Below are 19,732 nucleotides of genomic sequence, written 5' to 3' on the forward strand. Positions count from 1 at the left end.
CGCGAGGAGTTCGAGAGAGCGCCGAATCGACTCGAGGAAACGAACCGATCCCGTCCTGGGCCTCGGACTGTGACACGAGTCGGGAACTAGGTCCCGAGGACGTCGATCACCGGTTCCTCACCGACCATCCGCGCCAAAACGACTTGCCTCACGGCCGGCGCTCGCTCGAGCAACTCCCGTCCGATGTCCGCTGCGACATCCCGCATCTTGGCGTCATCGACCTTGTTGAGGAGCGGGACGACCGTCGCTCCGTCCGGAACTCCCTTGTGCCCGCCGCGATCGCTCGCGAGCACTCGAGCGACGTCTTCGGGCCGGATCACATCGCCGCGATCGAGCCCGGTGATCGCCGCCACTCGCTCCGGCCGGTGGACGTGGTCGGCCGAGAGCGGTTTTCCGACGGCCTGCACGCTCGCGATCGGGACGACGGTGTCGACGTGTCGGGGAAGTTGCGGTTCGCGCTCGTTCGGTGCCTTGAACTCCCGCGTCCGCGCACCATCGGCCTTGACGAGAACGAGATCGGCGACGTCGGCCGTCGCGATGTCGTCGACGACATCGGGATCGTACCCCACGTACCGGTCTTCGCCCTCCCGCTCCGGGACGACGCCGACGGGCCACGCGTCCGCTCGCTCGAGGGCCGCAACCGGGTCGTCAGTCACGGCGACTTCCTCGACGTGTCGATCGAAGATCGGGATCCGAACCGTCGCCGTCACGACCGCTCGCAGGGAGCGATCGCTTGCGGCGCGTTCGGCAAGCGTATAGAGCGTCGTCTTCTTGCCGCCCGCACCGACGACGGCGACGACGCCGGACTCCGCTCGGAGCGCCTCGAGAACGTCCATATCGACGCTACGACCGGAGCCGGCTAATCATTTGGGTCCGTGGCCCCGCGGCCGTCGTTCGAGCCCGCCGCAGCGAGGGCGGGGTCCGCCCTGCTCTTTTATCGGCTCGTAGGCCGTACTGAAACGGAGAGCAACGATGGGTTCGATTCTCGTCAGTTACGGGACCGGTGAGGGACAGACGGCGACGGTCGCCGATCGAATCGGCGACGTGTTCGCTGACCGCGGGCACGATGCCACCGTGATGAACGTCGACGAGATTCCGGCGGACTTCGACTGCGAGGCGTACGATGCCGTGCTCGTCGGCGCATCGATCCACATGGGGAAACACCAGCCGGCAGTTCGGGATTTCGTGCGAACTACCCGCGAGACGCTGGCCGCCCGTCCGACGGCGTTCTTCCAGCTGTCCATGTCCGACGCCGTGAGCGACGAAACCCGGCGTGCTGAAGCGGCGGGCTACGTCGATGCGTTCCTCGAGGAGACCGACTGGCAGCCCGACCGAATCGCCCGCTTCGGGGGCGCGCTCCGGTACTCGAAGTACGGCTTCCTCAAGCGGCTCATGATGAAACGGATCGCCACGGATGCGACCGGCGATACGGACACCTCCCGCGACTACGAGTACACCGACTGGGACGAGGTCGAGGCCTTTGCCGCGGACTTCGCCGCGTTCGTCGAGGGTCGTCTCGGCCTGGGATCGCCCGAAGAAGGCAGCGCGAACTGACTCGAATGGCCGCCGCTCACCCCCTCATTCCACGTTCGTACGGCATCGCATCGCTCGTGACACTCGTCCTGACGGTCATTGCGACGCTGGTGGGGCTGTTCGTCCCCGGCTTCTACCGCGACGCGCCGGTACTGCTCCCGCAGGTATACGGCCAGGACCTGCTGACGCTCGTCGTCGCCGTCCCCGCGCTGGCCGTCTCGCTGTTCTTCGCCGCTCGCGGCTCGCTCAGAGGATACGTCTCGTGGCTCGGCGTCACCGGCTACCTGCTGTACACGTACGCCTCCTACGCGTTCATGACCGCGTTCAACGAACTCTACCTCGTCTACGTCGCGTTGCTCTGGCTGACGCTGTTTACGTTCGTTGGCGGAACGGTCCGTCTCGATGCATCCGCGTTGAAACGGCAGGTCGGAGACGCGTCGATCCGCTCGTACGTCGGCTTCCAGCTGTTGCTGGTCGTCCTGATCTCGCTGCTCTGGCTGTCGGAAATCCTGCCGGCGACCGTTTCGGGGACGACACCGCCGAGCATCGCCGACGCCGGACTCCCGACGTCGGTGATCTACTCGCTCGATCTCGGCGTCGTCGTGCCCGCGTTCGCCCTCTCGGCGTACTGGCTCTGGCAGCGCCAGGCGTGGGGATACGCGTTCACGGCTGTCCTCCTCGTCAAGATCGCGACCCTCGGTGGAGCCGTGCTGGCGATGTCGGTGTTCATGGTCCGCGATGGCCAACCGGTACCGCTCCCGCAAATCGTCATCTTCGGCGCGCTGACGCTCGTCAGTGTATTCCTGATGGGACGGTTCCTGCTCTCCATCGGTTCCGAGCCGCGCTTCACAGCCGACCGGGTCGACACCTAGAGCCCGAGTATCTCCCGCGCCTGCACCGGCGTCGTGCCCTCGCGGCCCAGTTCCGCCGCGACGCGGACAACGCGTTCGACCAGTTGCGCGTTGCTCTCGGCACCGTCACGATACTCGAGAGATGGACAGCTCATACGTGCCATGGCGTCTGTTAACGGTCATCGTTGTTTCCGTCGCCCGCCTCGAGGTTCGGTCCCGAACCGTCGTCTCGAGTCACGAGTGATCCGGTTTTGGGCGAGTCGGAATAAGCGGTAACCCGCGTGTCCCCCGGTGACGCGAACGCGAGCAAACGATTCAAACACTGGGTCCCTAACAGCGGTAATGTCACCGAACACATCCGGACTCCACCACGTCACGGCGATCGCCGAGGACCCGCAGGCGAACGCCGACTTCTACGTCGGGACGCTCGGCCTGCGATTCGTGAAGAAGACCGTCAACCACGATGATACGGGCACCTACCACTTCTACTTCGGCGACGGCGAGGGCTCTCCCGGGACGAATATCACCTTCTTCCCGTGGACCGATCAGGGACACGAGGGTCGGTTCGGCGCTGGACAGACACGGACGACTGCCTACGGAATCGCTTCGGATTCGGTCGACTACTGGCGCGACCGCCTCGAGTCTCGGGGCGTCGAGTTCACGGCGGAAGAACGGTTCGACGAGACCGTGCTCCGGTTTTCGGACCCGGACGGGATCGAACTCGAACTCGTCGCGACCGATGACGAATTTGACGCGACGCCGTGGGAGGACGGCCCGGTTCCGACCGAGCACCAGCTCCGGGGCTTCTACAACGTCGCGCTCGCCGTCGACGACTACGGCCCGACCGAGACGATTCTGACCGACGTCCTCGGCTACGAACTCGAGGCCGAAGCGGGCGGCCGTCGGCGCTACCGAAGCGCAACGGGCGGTCCGGGCTCGGTGGTCGACCTCGTCGAGACCGATGCCGGACGCGGGCAGATGGGCATCGGAACCGTTCACCACGTCGCGTTCGTGGCGGAAAGCGTCGAGGAACAGGAGGAGTGGCGCGAGGCCTTCGCCGCGGCGGGGCTGTCGCCCTCCGAGGTTATCGACCGGAAGTACTTCCAGTCGATCTACACGCGCGAACCGGGCGGCGTCCTCTTCGAGATGGCGACGACCGGGCCCGGCTTCACGGAAGACGAGGGCCTCGAGGCGTTGGGCGAACGGCTAGCGCTCCCGGGGTGGCTCGAGAACGAACGCGAGGAGATCGAGGCCCAGTTACCCGAGTTCGAGGGGCCGAACGTCGACTCGAGTAGGGACTGACTCGAGCCGCTGAGGGCCGGAAACCCACAATTCCTTTGACTGATCTCTCCGTACGAACGGTATGAAAGTCGCTGTATTCGGTGCCGGCGGCGTCGGCGGCTATCTCGGGGCTCGCCTCGCGGACGCGGGCCACGAGGTCCATCTCGTCGCGAGAGGCGACCACCTCGCTGCACTCCGATCCGACGGTTTGCGCGTCGAGAGCATCCGCGGCGATACGTCGGTCGAGCTGCCGGCGACCGACGACCCGGCGGACATCGGGCCGTGTGATGTCGTCCTGTTCTGCGTGAAGGCCCACGATACGCGAGACGCGACCGCGGGTCTCGCCCCGCTACTCGGTGAGAGGACGGCGGTCGTCTCCGTCCAGAACGGCGTCGACAACGAGCGATGGCTCGCCGACGAAATCGGTGAGGACCACGTCGTCGGTGGCGTCGCCTACATCTTCTCGACCATCGGGGAGCCCGGCGTCGTCGAACACACCGGCGGGCCGGCCCGGTTCGTCTACGGCGAACTCGACGGCGAGCGAACCGACCGAATCGAACGACTCGACGACGCACTGTCGGCGAGCGATGGGATCGACGCGGTCCTTGCCACGGACATCCGCGTCGAACTCTGGCGGAAGTTCGCGTTCATCTGTGCGCAGGCGGGAATGACCGCCACGACTCGGCTCCCGATCGGCGAACTCCGCGAGACGGACGCCTCGTGGGCGATGTACCGCCGGATCATCGAGGAAGTCTGTGCCGTCGCTCGAGCGGAGGACGTCGATCTCCCCGACGAAACCGTCGATGAGTGGCTTGAGTTTGCGCGCGAGCTGGATTCGGAAATGTATTCCTCGCTCCACTACGACCTGACACACGACAAGCGACTGGAACTCGACGCACTGCACGGCTCCGTCGTTCGACATGCGAGCGAGGTCGATGTCGACGTTCCGATGAACGAGGCCGTTCACGCAATTCTGCGGCCCTGGGCCGACCGAGCCGGTCGATAACGCGTCGATCTCGACGGGCGATTGCAAACCGGCTACGAGTCCGAGCGGATCGCCGCTGCTCGCGCCTTTAACACTGCCCGTCCCGTACGAATGCCCATGACCGCATCCGACTCGAGCGACCGCGATCCGGCCTTCCGATTCGAGTACGAACCCGCCACCGTCAGATTCGGAACCGGCTGCGTCGACGACCTCGAGGGCGAACTCGAGGCACAGGGTCTCGAGCGGGCGCTGATCGTCTGCGGCTCGACCGTCGGGAGCACGCCCGATGTGATCGAGCCGGTCAGGACGGGGCTGGGTGATCGGCTGGCCGGCGTCTTCGACGAGACGACGACGACAAAACGGCTCGCGACGGCGATCGACGGCCGCGAGCGGCTGCGAATGGACGACGCCGACGTGCTCGTCAGCCTCGGCGGCGGCAGCAGCCTCGACGTCGCGAAAGTCATCAGCATCCTCGCGGCGAGCGACCGTGCAGCCCAGGAGGTAGCCACCGAGTTCGCCGAGACCGGAACGATCACGGTCCCCGACGAGGGGCTGATTCCGATCGTCGCGATTCCCACGACGCTCGCCGGAGCCGATCTCTCGATGGTCGCCGGGATCACCGCGTCCCCCGAGTCGGGGCTGGTCGACGAGGAGATCGGCGGCGGCATCTCCGATCCGGGACTGATGCCCGCGGCGGCGGTCTACGATCCGGAGCTGGTCGCGACCACGCCCGCCTCGATCCTCGCGGGCTCGGCCATGAACGGCTTCGACAAGGGAATCGAGACGCTCTACGCGCGCAACGCGACGCCGATCACCGATGCGACCGCCCGCCACGGCCTCGAGACACTCCAGAACGGACTGCGAGCGTTCGGCGACGGCAAGCGGGATATCGGGACGTTCGAGACGATCCTCGAGGGGGTCGTCCTCGTCCAGTACGGCATCTCGAGACCCGGGAAGACGACGGCGTCGATCGTCCACGCCTTCGGCCACGGCCTCACGCGGACGGACGACGTTCAGCAGGGGGCGGCCCACGCCATCGTCGTCCCGCACGTCCTCGAGTATCTCTTCGAGAGCGACGGCGTGGACGCTCAAGCGGGGATGCTCGCGGACGCGCTCGGGGTCGGGGACGCCGCGAATCACGAGGCCGCGGTCGTCGAGGCGGTCACCGAAATCCGGGACGCACTCGGCCTTCCCTCGCGGCTGCGAGACGTCGACGGCCCCGAACCCGAGGCGTTCACCGCGGTGGCGGAGGCGATTCTGAACGACGCGTTCATGGCGAACGCGCCGCCGGGGCTGGAGCCGACCGTCGACGAAATCGAGGGCGTGCTCGAGCGGGCGTGGTGAGGAGCCGAAAAACCGGCCAGCACCTCGTTTCACTGACGAGTATTTCCGCTGTCGCAACCGTTCTACCTCCCGCATTTCCGGGACGGAACGCTGTTATCGGACCGATAAATAACAGTGCTCGATACCGCCGTTCGGATAGATCATGAGCGAGCACGAAAGACGGACCGTTCTCCGGTACGCCGGGCTCACGCTTGCTGCCGGAATGGGGGCGGCGACGGGCACGGGAGCGGCCCAGGAAACCGACGCCGACGGATCCGCGGGCGACGAAACCACGGACGGGGAATCGACGACCGACGAATCGGTGACTGCGGACGGCTCGAGGGGCTGGTCGTCGATCCGCGGCGATGCGGGAAACACGGGTTTCGTTCCGGGTTCGACCGGACCGAAACCGCCGGTCGGCGTCGCCTGGGAGGACGATCACGGGGGAACGTTCGCCGTCGTCGACGGGACGGTTTACCTCGTCGCCGACGACGGGCAGGTACGCGCGATCGACGCGATCGACGGCTCGCTCCAGTGGGAGACCGAGATCACGGCGGCGAGTCGAGAGGAGCCGATGGCTGCCACGGGGCCACCGGCGATCGCACACGACACGGTGTACGTCACCAGCAAAGGAGACGAGCCGAATCTGACCGCACTCGACGTTGCGACCGGAGACATCCGCTGGCAGGAGAGCGGCCTCGGGTCCGAAACGAATCTATCACCCACAGTCGCGGGCGGACTGGTATTTCTCGTCGCCGACAAGGTCCTGTACGCGCTCGAGGCACGCGGCGGCGAGCGGCGCTGGCAGTTCGAACCGGGCACGGTGACGACCGACGACGGGCGAGAACGAGGCGATTACCTGCAGCGAGACTCCGTCGCCGTCGCCGGCAGAACGGTGTTCGCCCTCAGCAACAAGCGGCTGATCGCCCTGGACGCCGAAACCGGGGACGAACGGTGGACGGACACCGTCGACGACTGGGCCTCGAGCACGTTCTCCGGTCGGCCGATCGTCGCCGACGGTGTCGCCGCCGCCGTCAAAGCCGGCGTTGTAACGATATACGACGCCGAAACCGGTACGGAGCGATCGACGGTACCCACCCACTCGCTGGACGTGCTCACCGACGATCGCGTGTACGCCGTGACCGACGCCGAAGACGGCGACCGGAAGACCGTCACCGGCTACGATTCGGAGACGGGGGATCGCGTCTGGCAGCCGTCGGACGGCGACGATTCGTTCGCGTCGGCGGTCGTCGATGACGACTCCGTCTACGTGGGGCTCGAGGAATCCGGCGTGGCCGCGTTCGCCCGAACGGACGGACGCGGCGAGTGGCGCATCGACACCGGGACGGAGCCGCGACAGATGGCGGTCGTCGGCGACACCGTCTACGTCAGCGGTGATGCCCTGTTCGCGATCCGAACCGACGGCGAAGAGCACGGCGACGAAATCGATGACGGCGAAGACGAGACCGGCTCCGGCAACGGAAGCGACGACGGCGAAGACGAGACCGGCTCCGACGGCGGAAACGAATCGGTTGGTGCCGGCGACGAATCGACCGACGACACCGATACCGAATCGTCCGACGATGCCGACGAAACTCCCGGGTTCACCGCCGGGACGAGCATCGCCGGCGGGGCACTCGCCCTCGAGTGGCTGCGCCGACGGACCGGCGACGACGAGTGAAACGCAGACTCGAGGCGGCGCGGTAGCGACGGTCGGAGTCAGCGGTCACGGGTCGCGGTTGTCTCCGTCACAGTCCCCGACTCCGATTCGACCGCTGGTGGCGGTTCGACGCCGCGACGCGGCGGATCGAGACCGGGGTGGAACGGCGAGCACAACCTGACGCCGTAGACCAGCGTGATCGTCCCGCCGGCGGCGAGGATGAACAGGACTGTGGGATCGGCGACGTGAATGAGCCGGAGGAGCGTGAGGCCGAACCCGCCGACCAAGAGGGAGAACACCTGCCCGACGGAGACCAAATCGGGAACGCGCTCGACGATAGGTTCTCGATAGGATGTCGCGTACAGGAACCCGGAACAGACGCCAAGGATCACGGCCGGCCAGTACTCGAGCGGCCGGGGAAGCCCTCCATCGATGTGGACGAACGTGGCCAGAGCCGGCAGAGAGAGTGCGAGCGTTACGAACTCGCCGCGACGTCCCTCGGGGAACTGCCAGCTCCCGTCGTCGTCTCGGAACCATCGAAACACGGGATGCGTCACGAGCAGTCAGTTCGACGTGTCGGCTGTTGAAGGTTTTCATCGCGTGCCGGAACCCGGACAGTTTCTGACAGCTTCTGCTAAACTCTGGCGGATTCCGGCAGATCGCGGCTAATTTTCACGGTTTCCGACGGATCCCGATGGGGCCTGACGAATCGCGAGCGGGCTACTGACCGCCAGTTTCGTCCGCGTACGACGGTCGCTCGGCGTACTCGATCGGGTCGCGAACGCCGATGGTCTGGAAGGCCTGCAGCCGGAACGCACACGAATCGCAGGTCCCGCACGCGGGTTCGTTCTCGCGGTAGCAACTCCAGGTGTGCTCGTAAGGGACCTCGAGTTCGACGCCGCGCTCGGCGATGTCGGTCTTCGAGTCGTCGACGAAGGGTGCTTCGATCGAAATTCCGGTCTCGGGTTTCGTGCCGACATCGACGACCGCCTCGAAGGCCTCGAAGAACTCGGGGCGGCAGTCGGGATACCCCGAGAAGTCCTCGCTGTGGGCGCCGATGAAGACGGCCTCGCAATCGTTCGCTTCGGCGTAGGAAACCGCCATCGAGAGCAGGTTCGCGTTCCGGAAGGGGACGTACGACGAGGGGATCTCGTCGCTCTCGAGATCGGCGTCGTCGACGGCCATCTCGTCGTCGGTGAGGCTCGAGGCCCCGATCGCCGAGAGGTGGCCAGTCTCGATCTGCAGGAAGTCGGCCGCGTCGAACTCGTCGGCGAGTCGGCGCGCACACTCGAGTTCGCGGTCCTCCGTTCGCTGGCCGTAGGAGGTGTGCAGCGCGTAGATCTCGTAGCCCCGTTCGCGGGCTTCGGCGGCGGCGGTGGCGCTGTCCATGCCGCCCGAGAGAAGGACGACGGCGCGTTCGGCGGTCGATTCGTCGGTCGCGGTGTCGGTGGTCGTTTCGGTCATAGTGATCTCGAACGCTGTGATTACGTCTCGGGGGCGTCGTTCCAGAGGTCGACGTGCAGTCGCGGCGTGTACCGGAAGCCGTACTCCATCGCGAGGTCGGCGACCTGGGTGCGGGTCTCCGCGAGGCGCTCTCGAGTCGCTCCTTCGGGCATCAAGAGCACGTCGTCATCGCCGATCGGAACGTCGGCGGCGGTGCGGAGCTCCGCGAGCAAGTCGAGGATCTCCGGCATGTCTTCGGCGTCGGTCACGACGAACTTCAGCTGAACGTCGTAGCTCTCGACCAGTCGAACGAGCGAGTCCGTATCGATTCGATCGCTCTCGTGGCGCGCTTCCCACTCGCCCTCCCCGTTGGGATCGCGCTCGGGCGTCGGCGTACTGCTCTCGAGTTTCGGGCTCACGGAGGCGAGGTCGATCGGCGCGTCCCGGTAGATCGTCCCGTTGGTCTCGACGGTGGTGTGATAGCCGCGGTCCGCGAGCGCCTCGAGCAGGGCGACGCTCTCCTCGTGAATCAGCGGTTCGCCGCCGGTGAGGACGACGTGATCGGCGTCGTGGGACTCGATTTCCGCCAGAATTTCCTCGAGTCCCAGCCACGCGTGGGTCGGCTCCCACGAGGTGTGATAGGAGTCGCAGAACCAACACCGGAGGTTACAGCCGCTCGTCCGAACGAACACCGAGGGGACGCCCGCGAGCGTTCCCTCTCCCTGGACCGAGTAGAACAGTTCGTTGATCGGGAGCCCCTCGGTGGAACGACCGTCCTCGGCGTCGACTTCGGCCGCGCCCTCGGCCGCGTTCTCGAGGTCGACTGAATCGGAAACCGGCATCTCAGAACCCGCTTCCGCCGCAGAGTTCGTGCGTCTCGCTGACCTGCACCGAAATGTCGGTGACCGTCTCGGGCAGGGCCGCCTCGAGTTTTCGCTCCAGGATCACGCTCATCACCTCGGCCGTCGGCGGGTGCTCGAGGACGACGACGGCATCGTCGTCGCCGGCAGTCTCGAAGGCCTCGACGAGGGGATCACCGGCCTCGAGGAGGAACATGTGGTCCCACTCGGATATTACGTCAGTAATATCCCCTTTGTCAGCGATCCATCCCTCTTCGGTCAGGTGGCCTGCGACGGTGACTGCGACCTCGTAGTTGTGTCCGTGGGGCTGAGAACACTTGCCGTCGTGGTGTCTAATCCGGTGACCGGCGCTGATTCTGATCGGCCGGTCGCGGCCGACGTGAAGGACGCGACGGCTCCCGACGACGCCGTCGTCCGCCGTGGCGGCCGGTCCGGACTCGCAGTTTTCGACTGATTCAGTCATATTCAGGTATTCTCGAGAGAATACTTAAAGATGGCCGATTACGGACGGCCAATGGGGTCGGCGCCGACGAGGATGCGGTTCCCGGTAGCGAGGGACGGCGTCAATCGGTGGCGAAGCAGCGAGGACCCGGTATCGAAGCCGTCGTCATACGATCTGCTGTACCGGTGCACTGGAGCAATCGCAGAACGGTTCGCAGTTGCTTCGGCACTGACAACAGTTCGTGTCAGTCCTGGAGTTGATCCTGGAGCCGATTTTTCGCCTCGGTGCGACGCTTGCGCGAAAACTCGGGCGCGTCGTCCGAGAAGTCGATCTCGATCTCGTCGAGCGTGCGTCGGTAGATATTCGTTCGTCGTCCTTCCTCGGAGAGCTGTCGGCCCTCGCAGGTCAACAGCCCGGCGTCGACGAGCTCTTCGATTCGGCGATAGCAGGTCGCGATCGGAATCTCGATCGCTTCGCTCAGTGATTGGGCTGATTTCGGCGTTCCCGCTGCGCAGAGGATTTCTGCGCTGTATTTGTTGCCTAGCGCGGAGAGCACCGAGGTCGAATCCGCGTCCGTTCGTTCCGTCCGACTGCGAGACATACTCCGCTCGTTATCAATTACCATAATTGAATCTTTTGGTTATTACGAGTTACCTGTTATACTGAATTACCTGATCTATTAACACTCTCCTTCGCAGAGTATTATTTCGGATACAACTAATGTGATATCTACTCGCAGAGTAAACGGTCGAGGTGTCGATCCCATTGGAAGCGTGGTGTATCCGTGCGTCGGCGAGGGGCGAGACGCATTTGAGGACCCGGCTCGAACGAGGCGGTATGAACGTCGCGGTCGTGACGATCGGAGACGAACTGCTCGCCGGACGAACGGCGGACACCAACGCAACGTGGCTCTGCGAGCAGCTCGACGATCGCGGCGTCGACGTCGAGCGCGTGACGACGCTCCCCGACCGGGTCGACGACATCGCCCGCGTCGTCAACGAGTACCGCGCCGAGTACGACGCCGTGATCGTCACCGGGGGGCTCGGTCCGACGCACGACGACCTCACGATGGAGGGCGTTGCAGCCGCGCTCGGGCGCTCGCTCGAGGAACACGACGACGCCCTCGCCTGGCTCGAGACGGACGGCTACACCCGTGACGACCTCGCGGCGGGGACAGCCGACCTGCCGGCGGGTGCGCGGGCGCTGCACAACGAAACCGGTGTCGCTCCCGGCGCGGTCCTCGAGGACGTGTACGTGCTTCCCGGCGTCCCCTCGGAGATGAAGGCGATGTTCGAGACGATCGCCGACGAGTTCACGGGGACGCCGACCTACCGGAAGACGATCGTCGCCGACGAACCCGAGAGCGCGCTCCTCGATCGGATTGCTGCCCTCCGCGAGCGCTACGACGTCTCCGTCGGGAGCTATCCGGGCGAGTCGGTCCGGGTCGAACTCAAAGGGACCGACGAAGCGACCGTCGCGGAAGCGGCCGCGTGGCTCCGCGAGCAGATCGAGTCTCCGTAACCAGATTGGATCGTCAGCGGTAGAAGTAGGCCATCCAGGCGACCGTTACGAGCAGACCCAGGGCGAGCGCGCTCCAGCCGACGATGTCCATGGGCAGTTCCGTTTCCGTCGCGAGAACGGCGGCGTCGATCAGTGCAGGCATGGTCGGCGATCGGTTCCCATCCCTCTTAATCCTTCAGAAAACGAGCGGATAGGTCGTCGCTCGTCGGTCTCGAGGCGTGGATGAGTCGCAGGTGAGTTGCAGGACGGTTGCGGATGGGGCGTGGGACAGTCGTGGATGAATCGTAGAGCAGTCGCGAGTGAGTCACAGGGCAGTTGCAGTACCGCTCGCGGCGCGAGACCGACGGACTGCTGCGATACCGCTTTCCCACTGGCGTTCGGATAGCCAGCCATGGAGTCAATCGGCGTCATCGTCAACCCGATCGCGGGGATGGGCGGTCGGGTCGGATTGAAGGGGACCGACGGGAACGTCGAGGAGGCGCGCCGACGGGGTGCCGAGCCGCGAGCGCCGGACCGGGCGCGCGAGGCGTTGCGCTCGCTCCACCGACGTGCACCGGATCTCACCGTCTACACCGCCGCCGGCGTGCTGGGCGAACGGGCGGCCCAGGACGCGGGCTTCGAGCCCACGGTCGTCTACGATCCGGCGGCGGCTGGCGACGGCGACTCGAGCGACCCGGCGAGACCCGGCGATCCCGGAGCCGCCGAGACGACGGCGGACGATACCCGCGCTGCCGTCCGCGCGCTGCTCGAGCGGGGCGTCGACCTGGTTCTGTTCGTCGGGGGCGACGGCACCGCGGTCGACGTCGCCGCGGTGCTCGAGGAAGCGGCGGGAGAGACGCCGATGCTCGGCGTGCCGGCCGGAGTCAAGATCTACTCGTCGGTCTTCGGCGTCACCCCGACCGACGCCGGCCGGATCGCCGCCGAGTTCGAGCGCGTCGAGCCCCGCGAGGTAAACGACATCGACGAGGCGGCCTACCGCGAGGGGGAGGTCCGGTCGGAACTGCGAGCGATCGTTCCGGTCCCCGTCGCGCCAGCGCTGCAGTCGGGCAAGCAGGTCTCGAGTGGCAGCGTCGACTCGCTGGCCGCGGGATTCGCCCGCGAAGTCGAACCGGGACGGACCTACGTCTTCGGTCCCGGCAGCACCGTCGGAGCCATCGAGCGGGAACTGGGAATCGACCCCTCGCCGCTGGGCGTCGATGTCTGGCGCGCTGGGGCCGAAACGAACGGAACGGACGGAACGGACGGAACGGGGGGAGACGATGCGGAGTCGGACGGCCAACGCGGTGAGATTCTCGCTCGCGACGCCGCGGAGTCGGACATCCTCGCGGTGCTCGCGGATCCGGTCACCATCGTCGTCTCGCCGATCGGCGGGCAAGGGTTCATCTTCGGTCGGGGGAACCACCAGATTTCCCCGGCAGTAATTCGCCGAGCCGACGACATCGAGGTCGTCGCAGCAGACGAGAAACTGGACGGAATCGATACGTTGCACGTCGATACCGACGACGATGAGATCGACGACCGACTCGAGGGGTGGCTGCAGGTTCGGACCGGTCGGTTTACCACGCGGATGGTTCCCGTCGCCTGACCCCTCTGGTCCGCTCGAGTGTCGCCGTCTCAGTTACCGTCTCGTCGTGGTTCGGTCACAGGTCGAACCCCGCCGTCCGCACCCCGGAAAACCGCTCAACGGACGGCCACGAAGCAAATTATATAAGGGTGATGTTGAAACGGCCGCTGACTGCAACCATATAACGATTGGACTCACGATAATGACCATATAGTCAAGATTAAGGTCAAGTCGCTACTATGGTGTCACATGGAAACGCGGAAAGTGCAACGACTCGGTCCATCGACCCTCGCCATGACGCTCCCGGCGGAGTGGGCGTCCGAACACGCCGTCGAAAAGGGCGACGAAGTATCGCTACGGACCAGCGGCAAGGGCACGCTGACCGTGATGCCCGAGTCGGCCAACACGGAGGAGACCGAAGCGATCATCCACACCGACGAACTCGACGCCGACGCCGTCGAGCGCGCGATCGTCGCCCAGTACGTCCTCGGGCGGCGCATCATCCGCATCGAGCGCGAGGACGGCGCCCTCGAGTCCGATCATATCAACGCCGTCTATCAGGCCGAGACCCAGTTGATGGGACTGGGCGTCATCGAGGAGACCCCCGAGAGCATCTCGATCCGCTGCTCGGTCGATCCCGAGGACTTCACGCTCGACAACCTCCTCGAGCGCCTCGAGCGAACCGGGCAGACGATGCGCGGCGAGGGAATCAAGGCGCTGGCTCATGGCAACCCCGATCTGGCCCAGCGCGCCCTGAATCGGGAGCGACAGGCGAACAAGATCTTCGTCCTCCTGCTTCGCCTGATCTTTACGGCCTACCAGAACCCGAACCTCGCGCGAGCGGTCGGTCTCAACACGGGCTTCCCGCTGATCGGCTACCGCTCGATCGCGAAGAACCTCGAACTGACCGCCGATAACGGCGAGGACATCGCCGAGATCGTCATCGAGACCGAAGGCCACTCGCTCAACGTCGACAGCTCCGTGATGCGCGACATTCGGGAACTGAACGAACTAGTCGACGATATCACGTCCAGAGCCGTCGAAGCGGCCGTCGAACGCGATTACAACAAGTCCAACGAGGTTCGCGCGCTGTTTCACGAGATCTCCGACCTCGAGCAGGAGATCCTCGCGGAGTTACCGGAGATGGATAACGAAGACCTGCTACGGGTCCGGGAAGTGCTCGTCAGCCTCCAGCAGACCGCCCAGTACGCGATGCGAAACGCCGAAATCGCGGCGAACCTTTCGCTCAACGAGGAGTCCGAGCACACCACGATCAAGTGACTGCGACACCGGTTTGACCGGCGTCGTCGGCCGTCATTCGGTCACAAAAGAGAGAAGTTAAGAGACCCCACACACAACGCCCGAGCATGGCTACGGAAACCGAGACGACGGACAAGGGCGTCGGACTGGCGCTCGCACTGAGCGCACTCGCAGTGATCGGCGCACTCGTCATGTTCGTCGGCGCACCGGACGTGACGGCGGCGTGGGGCTTCGCTGGGGCCGTTCTCTTTAGCTCACTCGCGGTCGTCGGCATCCACCTCTTCGACTGACGAGGCACAGCGACGGACCGACAGTAGAATCGGATCGACAGCTCGAACCGAATCGGCGCTCGAGACGGCCGATCGACCGGCGCTCGGTACCGAACCCGGCACGTTCCGGCCGTTAACAGTTAAGACCAACGGCCACCTAGGGTAACGTACGGACGATGACCGACTACTCCGACGAAGAGCGGCGAATTGTCTCGTACCTCCGCGAGAGCGCTGCCCGCGGCGAACAGTACTTCCGAGCGAAGAACATCGCGGACGCGATCGGACTCTCGTCGAAACAGGTCGGCGCTCGACTGCCACACCTCGCGGAGAAAACGGACGATGTCGATATCGAGAAATGGGGCCGCGCCCGGTCGACGACCTGGCGAGTCACGATCAGTTAATCGGCGTCGACGTCCCATCGCTCGACTCTCTCACCCTCGCCCGATTTTGCTGTGGCTCGCCACGATCGCAGCGACGGGTTTCCCTGCCGGTCCACGGTCTTTTTATCCGACAATCGCACAGGTACGGGCATGACTGTACGGATCGACCGATCATTTGAGGTGGATGCGTCGCCGGAACGAGTCTGGGAGTTTATCGTCGATCCGGCGAACCGTGCCCAGGCGATCAGCGTCGTCGAATCCTACGCGATCGACGATCCGGAAGGACGGCGCGCGACCTGGCAGGTTTCGCTCCCGATCCCGCTCGTTCGAAAAACCGTCACCGTCAACACCGAAGACGTCACGCGACGACCGCCGGAGTACGTCAAGTTCGTCGGCGAATCGAAAGTGATGGACGTCACCGGCGAACACGAGATCGTCGAGACCGACGACGGTGCTCGCCTCGAGAACGCCTTCGTCGTCGACGGCAAGCTCCCGGGCGTCGAACGGTTCTTCAAGCGTAATCTCGATTCGGAACTCGAGAACCTCCAGCGCGCGCTCGAGCGGGACCTGCAGACGACGCAGTAACGCAGCTGTCACAGTGATGCGGTCGACACGGTACCGCAGCTGTCACAGTCATGCGGTCGACACGGTACCGCAGCCGACACAGTAACGGTGGTGGGGCGGCCACAGGTGAACAATGACTGCTGACGCGAACGCCGCCGCTGCGGACGCCGAGACCGGCGACTCGCTCAGGCTCGCACTCGCACAGATCCACGTCGAGGCCGGCGAGGTCGACGCGAACGTCGACCGGGCGCTCGAGGCAGTGTCGCGGGCCGCTGATCGCGGCGCGGACTTGGTCGCCTTGCCGGAACTGTTCACCGTGGGCTACTTCGCGTTCGACCTCTACGCGCGCACCGCCGAACCGTTCGGCGGCGAGACGTTTACTCGGCTTCGGGAGGCGGCCGACGATCACGACATTGCCGTCCTCGCGGGGAGCATCGTCGAGGATCTGGCGGCGACCGATAGCGTCGAGACGCCGGCCGACGAGGGACTGGCGAACACCGCCGCGCTGTTCGACGCCGACGGCGACCTGCAACTCGTCTACCGAAAGCACCACCTCTTCGGCTACGAATCCGCGGAGTCCGAACTGCTCGTCCCCGGCGACCGCCTCGAGACGGCCACGATCGGCGACTTCACCGTCGGCGTGACGACCTGTTACGACCTGCGATTTCCGGAACTCTACCGGCGACTGGTCGACGACGGCGTCGACCTCGTCCTCGTCCCGAGCGCGTGGCCCTACCCGCGCATCGAACACTGGGAGACCCTCTCGCGGGCCCGCGCGATCGAGAACCAGGCCTACGTCGCGACGATCAACGGCGCGGGCGAGTTCGACGACGCCACGCTGCTCGGCCGCTCGAGCGTTTACGATCCCTGGGGCGTCTCGCTGGCCTCGAGCGGCGACGAGCCGGCGCTGGTCACGACGGAGATCGACCCCGGAACGGTTGACAGGGTCCGCGCGGAGTTCCCGGCGCTGCGGGATCGACGGCTGTGACCGCTCGGAACCGGCCGGCCGTGACCGCCTTTGCACCGCGGCCGTCACCGGCTGCCGACCGCTGACTTTTTACTTCACCAGATCCTTGGTTCGGATGCCGGCACAGGCGCTTTTCACGTCTATCCGGCATAGCGCGTCGCTCCGGCCCGTCGCACGCTCGGTTTCCCGCGGGAACCGAGCGACCACGTCCGCACCCGCCTCGTCCCACCTTTCGCCTCCCACCTTTCAGCTTAGTTTCGTGCTCGTTCGCTCGAGTGAGAGTCAGTTCGATCGACGTGAAACCTCCAGCAGAACCTGAATCCAGTGTACAGTTTACCGAGAGGGACTGTTGTCCGCCTATTCGAAGTGACTGCCCATCCCATCTGTATACGTACCTTTTCGCTGCGGGTCCTCGTTCGCTTCGCTCACTCGAACCGCTTGCAAAAATCTACGCTAAAAAGGCCGCTCGCTCCCGGTGGTCACTCGCGGGTGCACTCCTTGCGGACCCGACCGCAGCGGTAACTCCACCGGCTGTACTGAGCAGACGGCTATCGAGACTGTGGTGGACGGCCGTCTAGTGCCGTCGAGTCAGAACGGGAACCCGCCGTAGCGGAGATAGACCATATCGAGGATCAAGAGGAGTTGGAAGAACCCCTGAACGCCGCCGAGCATCGCGTTCTGTTGGCCGATCGCGGCGATGACCGACGGATCGGGGGTGGCCGAGCGCATCTCTCTGTACATCCGCAACTCGCCGGGGAGCAGGAATCCGAACCCCTGTACCGAGAGGATCGTCACGATGCCGAGCGCGACGGCGATCGCGGGCTCGGTCATCGCGAACTGGTCGATCGTGAGCGCGACCCAGGACAGCGAGCCGATCGTCGCGACGGCGAAGGGAATCTGCCAGCGGCGGTCGGTCCACGCGTTCAGTCGCCACCCGAGCAAGAGCAAGATTGGAATCAGGTTCACCGCGGTGAACAGCGCCAGCCACGACTCGGCGTGGGGAAACATGCCGATCCGCTGGGCCAATGTGATACCGCCGGCGATCGTGACGAACGCCAGTGACGGAAGGAGAAACGACGTCTTCGGCGTGAGTCGCTGGAACACGGCCGAACTCTGATCGTCGTCGAGGCCGCCGATGACCGGCCCGAGCACGGCTCCGATGAAGAGATCGAACCCGGTCCAGAGTATCCCCGCCATCACGTGCACGTAGGTGTGTTGTTGGAGCGTCCCGACCGTCACCGCGTAACCCAGCGCGGCCAGCGGCACGGCCACGACAGCCACCGCGAAGGCCGGATTCGCTCGTTCCCCCATCCCCCTGATCGTTCCGCGAACCGTCGCCGTCGACATGGATGGTAACTGATACCAATGCTACATAAATAGTTGCCCTCGAGCAACTACTTCCGGAAGGGGCGGCGTCTCGGCGCTGAACGGCCTGAATCGCTGGTTTCGATATCGAATATCCGGGGATGATTACCGTCCGTCGGCTATGGGAGCGCAATTGAGACAGTACAGTAGCCGACGATACCGCCGAGGACGATTCGACGGAGCCGGCAACCGATCCGTTACCGATCTCGCTCGACGGTTTCGCCGGGCCTCGAGGTCGCTCCGGTCTCGAGTCTCAGTCCGGGTGTGAGACTCGTGTTGATCCCAGTTTTGACCTCGTCGCCGGCGACGACGCCGAACTTTCGTCGGCCCGTCGAGACGCGCTCACCCTTGACCGTGAATCGGATATCGGCGTCGTCGTGGCGGAGGTTCGCCACGTTCGTCCCCGCGCCGAAATTGACGTCGCGGCCGAGGACGCTGTCGCCGACGTAGGAGAGGTGACTGACCGACGTTCCGCGGGAGACGACGCTGTTTTTGATCTCGACCGAGTGGCCGATTTCGGCGTCCGGGCCGACCAGCGTCGCGCCGCGAACGTACGCGTTCGGCCCGATCTCAGCGCCCTCGCGGATCAGCGCCGGTCCCTCGATCACGACGCCGGGTTCGACCGTCGCGCCGTCTTCGACGACGACCGCTCCCTCGAGCCGCGCGTCCTCGCTCACGTCGCCGTCGATCCGGCGCTCCATCTCCGCGAGTTTCCACTCGTTGGCTTCGAGCAGTTCCCAGGGCCGACCGACGTCGAGCCACCGCTCGAGGGTGATCGGCGTCACGTCGTACTCGTCGATCACCCGCGCGACGACGTCGGTGATCTCGTGTTCGCCGCGTTCGCTCGCGGGGACCTCGAGCCACTCGCGGGCTTCGGGGGGGAAGGCGTAGGCCCCAGCATTGGCGAGGTTCGTCGGCGGATCGGCGGGCTTTTCGACGATTTCTGTTATCAGGCCGTCCTCGCCGTCGGTACTGAGGACGCCGTAGTTGCTCGGCTCGTCGACCTCGATCGCGCACACGGCCGGACAGGCATCGAACAACCGGTCGATCGCGGCTTGATCGTAGAGATTGTCGCCGTTGAGCACGGCGAAGGGACCCTCGATGTGGTCTCGAGCGGCGTTGACCGCGTCGGCGGTCCCGGCCTGTTCTTCCTGAACGGCGTAGGAAACGGGGACGCCGCGGTGCTCGGCACCGAAGTAGTTCCGGACCGTTTCGCCCTCGTATCCGATTACGAGGACGATTTCGTCGGCTCCAGCGTCGACCGCCGCGTCGACGGTGTGGGCCGCGAGCGGTCGATCGGCGACCGGTAGCATGGGCTTCGGAACCGATTCTGACAACGGTCGCATCCGCGTCCCTTGACCCGCCGCGAGAACGACTGCCTTCATGTACTCCTCCCTTCCACGAATCCCCGGATAAGCGATTCGTTCGGAGGTAGAAAATGAAAGTCGAGTGGCTCGTTGATAC

The 19,732-nt window shown here is 65.3% G+C and carries 22 protein-coding genes and 1 pseudogene; 13 read left to right on the forward strand and 10 right to left on the reverse strand.

The window, feature by feature from the left end; translation table 11 throughout:
* Window positions 1-86 precede the first annotated feature (86 nt).
* A complete protein-coding gene (gene yqeC / locus CP556_RS02175; protein WP_098724128.1) occupies window positions 87-836 on the reverse strand; it encodes a selenium cofactor biosynthesis protein YqeC in 750 nt (249 codons plus the stop codon).
* Between the two features lie 136 nt (window positions 837-972).
* Between yqeC and CP556_RS02180 the strand changes: the two genes are divergently transcribed.
* Both CP556_RS02180 and CP556_RS02185 read left to right on the forward strand, forming a co-directional pair.
* Window positions 973-1,554, forward strand: a complete 582-nt coding sequence (locus tag CP556_RS02180; RefSeq protein WP_098724129.1) for a flavodoxin domain-containing protein — start codon at window positions 973-975, stop codon at window positions 1,552-1,554.
* Window positions 1,555-1,559: 5 nt separating this feature from the next.
* Complete coding sequence (locus CP556_RS02185; protein WP_098724130.1) at window positions 1,560-2,405, forward strand: hypothetical protein; 846 nt, start codon at window positions 1,560-1,562, stop codon at window positions 2,403-2,405.
* On the opposite strand, the pseudogene CP556_RS02190 reads toward CP556_RS02185, so the two are convergent.
* Window positions 2,402-2,518, reverse strand: a pseudogene (locus CP556_RS02190) (3-keto-5-aminohexanoate cleavage protein); the annotation flags it as partial. The gene CP556_RS02185 and the pseudogene CP556_RS02190 overlap by 4 nt on opposite strands.
* Window positions 2,519-2,726: 208 nt before the next feature.
* On the opposite strand from CP556_RS02190, the gene CP556_RS02195 reads away from it, so the two are divergent.
* The 4 genes from CP556_RS02195 (at window position 2,727) to CP556_RS02210 (ending at window position 7,654) form a co-directional block, all read left to right on the forward strand.
* Window positions 2,727-3,686: a ring-cleaving dioxygenase gene (locus CP556_RS02195; protein ID WP_098724132.1), complete on the forward strand. Its 960-nt coding sequence runs from the start codon at window positions 2,727-2,729 to the stop codon at window positions 3,684-3,686.
* 61 nt (window positions 3,687-3,747) lie between these two features.
* The gene (locus CP556_RS02200) at window positions 3,748-4,671 is read left to right on the forward strand and encodes a 2-dehydropantoate 2-reductase (RefSeq protein WP_098724133.1); all 924 of its coding nucleotides are present in this window, start codon (window positions 3,748-3,750) and stop codon (window positions 4,669-4,671) included.
* A gap of 96 nt (window positions 4,672-4,767) precedes the next feature.
* A complete protein-coding gene (locus tag CP556_RS02205; RefSeq protein ID WP_098724134.1) occupies window positions 4,768-5,994 on the forward strand; it encodes an iron-containing alcohol dehydrogenase family protein in 1,227 nt (408 codons plus the stop codon).
* Window positions 5,995-6,136: 142 nt separating this feature from the next.
* Window positions 6,137-7,654, forward strand: a complete 1,518-nt coding sequence (locus CP556_RS02210) for an outer membrane protein assembly factor BamB family protein (protein WP_098724135.1) — start codon at window positions 6,137-6,139, stop codon at window positions 7,652-7,654.
* Window positions 7,655-7,692: 38 nt separating this feature from the next.
* Here the strand turns inward: CP556_RS02210 and CP556_RS02215 are convergent, their stop codons facing one another.
* The 5 genes from CP556_RS02215 to CP556_RS02235 all read right to left on the reverse strand — a co-directional run bounded on the left by CP556_RS02215 (window position 7,693) and on the right by CP556_RS02235 (window position 10,979).
* On the reverse strand, window positions 7,693-8,190 hold the full coding sequence (locus CP556_RS02215) for a hypothetical protein (protein ID WP_176548100.1): 498 nt from the start codon (window positions 8,188-8,190) through the stop codon (window positions 7,693-7,695).
* Window positions 8,191-8,353: 163 nt separating this feature from the next.
* Complete coding sequence (queC, locus tag CP556_RS02220) at window positions 8,354-9,097, reverse strand: 7-cyano-7-deazaguanine synthase QueC (protein WP_098724136.1); 744 nt, start codon at window positions 9,095-9,097, stop codon at window positions 8,354-8,356.
* Window positions 9,098-9,117: 20 nt separating this feature from the next.
* Complete coding sequence (locus tag CP556_RS02225; protein WP_098724137.1) at window positions 9,118-9,918, reverse strand: 7-carboxy-7-deazaguanine synthase QueE; 801 nt, start codon at window positions 9,916-9,918, stop codon at window positions 9,118-9,120.
* Window position 9,919: 1 nt separating this feature from the next.
* Window positions 9,920-10,399 (reverse strand): 6-pyruvoyl trahydropterin synthase family protein, encoded by a 480-nt coding sequence (locus CP556_RS02230; RefSeq protein WP_098724138.1) that lies wholly within the window; start codon window positions 10,397-10,399, stop codon window positions 9,920-9,922.
* A 223-nt stretch (window positions 10,400-10,622) separates the two neighbouring features.
* Complete coding sequence (locus CP556_RS02235; RefSeq protein ID WP_098724139.1) at window positions 10,623-10,979, reverse strand: winged helix-turn-helix domain-containing protein; 357 nt, start codon at window positions 10,977-10,979, stop codon at window positions 10,623-10,625.
* Window positions 10,980-11,215: 236 nt separating this feature from the next.
* On the opposite strand from CP556_RS02235, the gene CP556_RS02240 reads away from it, so the two are divergent.
* Complete coding sequence (locus CP556_RS02240) at window positions 11,216-11,899, forward strand: competence/damage-inducible protein A (protein ID WP_098724140.1); 684 nt, start codon at window positions 11,216-11,218, stop codon at window positions 11,897-11,899.
* A gap of 13 nt (window positions 11,900-11,912) precedes the next feature.
* Here CP556_RS02240 and CP556_RS26515 read toward each other — a convergent pair whose 3' ends face one another.
* Window positions 11,913-12,041: a hypothetical protein gene (locus tag CP556_RS26515; RefSeq protein WP_255291387.1), complete on the reverse strand. Its 129-nt coding sequence runs from the start codon at window positions 12,039-12,041 to the stop codon at window positions 11,913-11,915.
* A 249-nt stretch (window positions 12,042-12,290) separates the two neighbouring features.
* On the opposite strand from CP556_RS26515, the gene CP556_RS02245 reads away from it, so the two are divergent.
* The 6 genes from CP556_RS02245 to CP556_RS02270 all read left to right on the forward strand — a co-directional run bounded on the left by CP556_RS02245 (window position 12,291) and on the right by CP556_RS02270 (window position 16,924).
* Complete coding sequence (locus CP556_RS02245; protein ID WP_098724141.1) at window positions 12,291-13,484, forward strand: ATP-NAD kinase family protein; 1,194 nt, start codon at window positions 12,291-12,293, stop codon at window positions 13,482-13,484.
* A gap of 228 nt (window positions 13,485-13,712) precedes the next feature.
* A complete protein-coding gene (locus tag CP556_RS02250; RefSeq protein WP_098724142.1) occupies window positions 13,713-14,744 on the forward strand; it encodes a phosphate signaling complex PhoU family protein in 1,032 nt (343 codons plus the stop codon).
* An 86-nt stretch (window positions 14,745-14,830) separates the two neighbouring features.
* Window positions 14,831-15,013, forward strand: coding sequence for a DUF7525 family protein (locus CP556_RS02255; protein ID WP_098724143.1), 183 nt, complete (start codon window positions 14,831-14,833; stop codon window positions 15,011-15,013).
* Window positions 15,014-15,168: 155 nt separating this feature from the next.
* A complete protein-coding gene (locus CP556_RS02260) occupies window positions 15,169-15,393 on the forward strand; it encodes a DUF7123 family protein (protein ID WP_098724144.1) in 225 nt (74 codons plus the stop codon).
* A gap of 129 nt (window positions 15,394-15,522) precedes the next feature.
* A complete protein-coding gene (locus tag CP556_RS02265; RefSeq protein WP_098724145.1) occupies window positions 15,523-15,957 on the forward strand; it encodes an SRPBCC family protein in 435 nt (144 codons plus the stop codon).
* A gap of 112 nt (window positions 15,958-16,069) precedes the next feature.
* On the forward strand, window positions 16,070-16,924 hold the full coding sequence (locus CP556_RS02270; RefSeq protein WP_098724146.1) for a carbon-nitrogen family hydrolase: 855 nt from the start codon (window positions 16,070-16,072) through the stop codon (window positions 16,922-16,924).
* A gap of 567 nt (window positions 16,925-17,491) precedes the next feature.
* Here CP556_RS02270 and CP556_RS02275 read toward each other — a convergent pair.
* A complete protein-coding gene (locus CP556_RS02275; RefSeq protein ID WP_098724147.1) occupies window positions 17,492-18,214 on the reverse strand; it encodes a hypothetical protein in 723 nt (240 codons plus the stop codon).
* 251 nt (window positions 18,215-18,465) lie between these two features.
* Window positions 18,466-19,653: a bifunctional sugar-1-phosphate nucleotidylyltransferase/acetyltransferase gene (gene glmU, locus CP556_RS02280; protein ID WP_098724148.1), complete on the reverse strand. Its 1,188-nt coding sequence runs from the start codon at window positions 19,651-19,653 to the stop codon at window positions 18,466-18,468.
* Window positions 19,654-19,732: the final 79 nt, after the last annotated feature.

The organism is Natrinema sp. CBA1119, assembly GCF_002572525.1.
Lineage (GTDB): Archaea > Halobacteriota > Halobacteria > Halobacteriales > Natrialbaceae > Natrinema.